Raw genomic sequence first — 2,760 nt, forward strand, 5'->3', positions numbered from 1 at the left:
GGCAAGGATTGGTTATAGAACAAGAGGGCTTTTTGCTTTTCTCCTAAGGCGGAGTAGACTCCACCGATGTTATTGAGGGTAACAGCTTCCCCTTTTTTGTCGCCGACTGCTCTATAAAGGGGGAGTGCCTCTTCCCATTTGGCAATTGCCTGTCGTAGAGATTCTGCTGTTCCTTGTCGATATAGTTGTAGTCCTTCCAGGAAAGCTCGTTCGGCTGCGGCGCGGGTTGGGTCTTGGGAGGTGGCGGCTGGCTGTTGGGCAAGGTTTCGAGTCCCCCCCAGCCCACCATCCCCCTGCCTACGGCACCCCCCTTCAAAAGGGAGGCAAGGGGGGAGAATCGTACAGGTGTGGCAGCGACGGACTCTGATAATAAGAGAATGCCGATAAATAGCGCTAAGCCTAAAACCTCTCCCCCAACCCCTCTCGATCCCTCCTTGCCCCCCTTAAAAAGGGGGGTAGGAGAGGGGAGTAATGCTCCCCCTTCCCTGCAAGGGAAGGGGGCTGGGGGGTTAGGTTTTTTAACTGGAAGCGATACCAGATGCAACAGAAAAGGCGATTTTCTCTGCGTGTTGTCTTTGTCGATGGGTTTAGCCACTATCTCAGTCATAACTCCTCATCATTGCCCTACTTTAAAAATCTGTGCGGCTGTCAAATTCAACTCTGGGAATTTGGGCGATTCAATACGGTCATTCTCTCTAAACTGATTAAAGATATACTCGCCATCAACGAGTTGATAAACCGAAATTGTGGGTTGCTTCGGTTTGCCAATGTAGCGCCTACCTCCCAAACCGAGATAGTCTACAATCCAGTATTCGGGAATTCCAAGCTTTTCGTATTCCGCTAGTTTAGTTAAATAGTCGTCTTGCCAGTTGGTGCTGACTACTTCAATAATGAGGCGTATTGTTTCGCCCTTGGTAATTGTGGAACGTTTCTTCCACATCGGTTCGGAGTCTAGGGCATTTTCATGGAGAACGATGACATCCGGGATATAGCCTGAGTTGTCGGAATCGATAGTGACGATACATTGTCGAGGAATGAAGTAGGGAAGTTGTAAGCGATGAATTTTGATTGCTAAGTCGATGGCAAGTTCTCCCGCTACCTGTGAATGGCTTCCAGTTGGTTGCATTTCGACAGCGACTCCATTATGTAGTTCAAAGCGACCGTAGCCGTCTGGATACCAGTCAAGAAACTCCTCTAGAGTCATTGTTGTAGAGGTAGCTTGAATCATGACGAGTTTCCCTCGGTGGAGATTGAAAGGATTACTTCTGTTATATGCGATGTGCAATTTCCAGGGGATGTTTGCTGGTGGAGAGGTTGGGTTGATTTCTTGGAGTTGCATCTGGCATCAACCGGATATCCGCCAGCCAGTACACCCGCCAGCCAGTACATCCGCCAGTCAGTACACCCGCCAGCCATTACACCCGCCAGCCAGTACATCCGCCAGCCAGTACACCCGCCAGGGGTTTAAACCCCTGGCTAATAGCAAAAGTCCTCTAAAGAGGACTGGAAAGCCTTGAGTAGTCCACTTGAGTGGACTTCAGCTATGAGACGTGGACTTAAGCCCACGGCGGAAGAAAAGTACAGGTGCAATCTAGAATTAACTATATAAGAGGACTCGAATGCCTTGAGTAGTCCTCTTTAGAGGACTTTAGCTATTAGCCGTGGACTTAAGTCCACGGCGGGAGAAAAGTGCAGAGGCAATATCTGAGTTAACTATATAAATCTTGTGTGCGATCGCTCTCTTGGTTGGGAATCCTAATAATAGATGGCGAATGCGATCGCCATCAGCCACCAAAATCATCGCCGGAGTTCTCCAATGCCTTATCAAAACATCTCTGCCTCCCTTTCGGAAACCGATGTCCGAGAAATCAAAGCAGCGCTTGAGACTATCGAACAAAAGCTGCCTTTCCTCGTTACCCTGTCTACCGAAGAACGACGCAAGCTCTTTAAGATGGGATCTAAAAGCCTTTCTTTTGTCAACAATAGTCTCACTGCTGCCCAATCCAACCGCGACATCCTCCCTGCTAGTTTTGACTTAGAGGAATTTATGCGGGACTATCAGCTAACCGCTTCGCTTACGGAAATTTTATTCAAACTCGAACAACTAACCGAAAAGGTGGATGATACGCTGATGGCTGTCAGCAGCGAATCCATGAGCAGCAGTCTGACAGTATATGATTACGTAAAGACGGCGGCGAAAAAGACTCCAGGGCTAAAAACCCTTGCCGAACAGTTAGGCGATCGCTTTAAGGCAATCCGAAGCAAATCTCCCAAAGCTACATCAGTCTCGTAGGATGCAAAAAGACTCGTTGTTCAAGAGGAAAATCTCGGCAACGAGTCTTGATAACTCATGGGTGAAGTTTAGAATCTCGGCAACGAGTCTTGATAACTCGTCAGCGAGTATAAAAGTCTCATTAACGAATCTCTATAATTCGTCAGCGAGTATAAAAGTCTCATTGACGAGTCTTAAAGGTACAACAGTAAGTGACAGAACCTCGTCTACGAGTCTTTGAAACTCGCTTGCGAGTATAAAAACCTCGCCCCCAAGTCTCAAAGCTTACCCGTCCAAAAATTAATTTCTACAGCTTAAGCTAAAGTCCATTAAAATAAACTGAAATCTTTAAATAGTCCTCTTAACGGGACTTGAACTTTGTTCAAGCCCAAACAAGCCCTAAATGGGCTAGGTGTAAGGCAAATACGTCAGTATTCTCCTGAAGCCAACGGACAAACCGATAGGATATAGCTGTTCTAAAAGCTGAC

The 2,760-nt window shown here is 47.2% G+C and carries 5 protein-coding genes; 2 read left to right on the forward strand and 3 right to left on the reverse strand.

Features of this window, described 5'->3' with window-relative positions:
* Together ACFW2W_RS13115 and ACFW2W_RS13120 are read right to left on the reverse strand one after the other, a co-directional pair.
* Window positions 1-428, reverse strand: a 428-nt coding sequence (locus ACFW2W_RS13115) for a tetratricopeptide repeat protein (protein ID WP_378178465.1), incomplete at its 3' end; no start/stop codon positions are given.
* Window positions 429-616: 188 nt separating this feature from the next.
* A complete protein-coding gene (locus ACFW2W_RS13120; RefSeq protein WP_378178457.1) occupies window positions 617-1,228 on the reverse strand; it encodes a Uma2 family endonuclease in 612 nt (203 codons plus the stop codon).
* Between ACFW2W_RS13120 and ACFW2W_RS13125 the strand changes: the two genes are divergently transcribed.
* Window positions 1,220-1,468, forward strand: a complete 249-nt coding sequence (locus tag ACFW2W_RS13125) for a hypothetical protein (protein ID WP_378178459.1) — start codon at window positions 1,220-1,222, stop codon at window positions 1,466-1,468. The genes ACFW2W_RS13120 and ACFW2W_RS13125 overlap by 9 nt on opposite strands.
* Before the next feature lie 180 nt (window positions 1,469-1,648).
* On the opposite strand, the gene ACFW2W_RS13130 is transcribed toward ACFW2W_RS13125, so the two are convergent.
* Window positions 1,649-1,801, reverse strand: a complete 153-nt coding sequence (locus tag ACFW2W_RS13130) for a hypothetical protein (protein ID WP_378178461.1) — start codon at window positions 1,799-1,801, stop codon at window positions 1,649-1,651.
* 15 nt (window positions 1,802-1,816) lie between these two features.
* Between ACFW2W_RS13130 and ACFW2W_RS13135 the strand changes: the two genes are divergently transcribed.
* The gene (locus ACFW2W_RS13135; RefSeq protein ID WP_378178463.1) at window positions 1,817-2,293 is read left to right on the forward strand and encodes a hypothetical protein; all 477 of its coding nucleotides are present in this window, start codon (window positions 1,817-1,819) and stop codon (window positions 2,291-2,293) included.
* Window positions 2,294-2,760: the final 467 nt, after the last annotated feature.

It is taken from the genome of Coleofasciculus sp. H7-2, from assembly GCF_042747725.1.
Taxonomy (GTDB): domain Bacteria; phylum Cyanobacteriota; class Cyanobacteriia; order Cyanobacteriales; family FACHB-T130; genus FACHB-T130.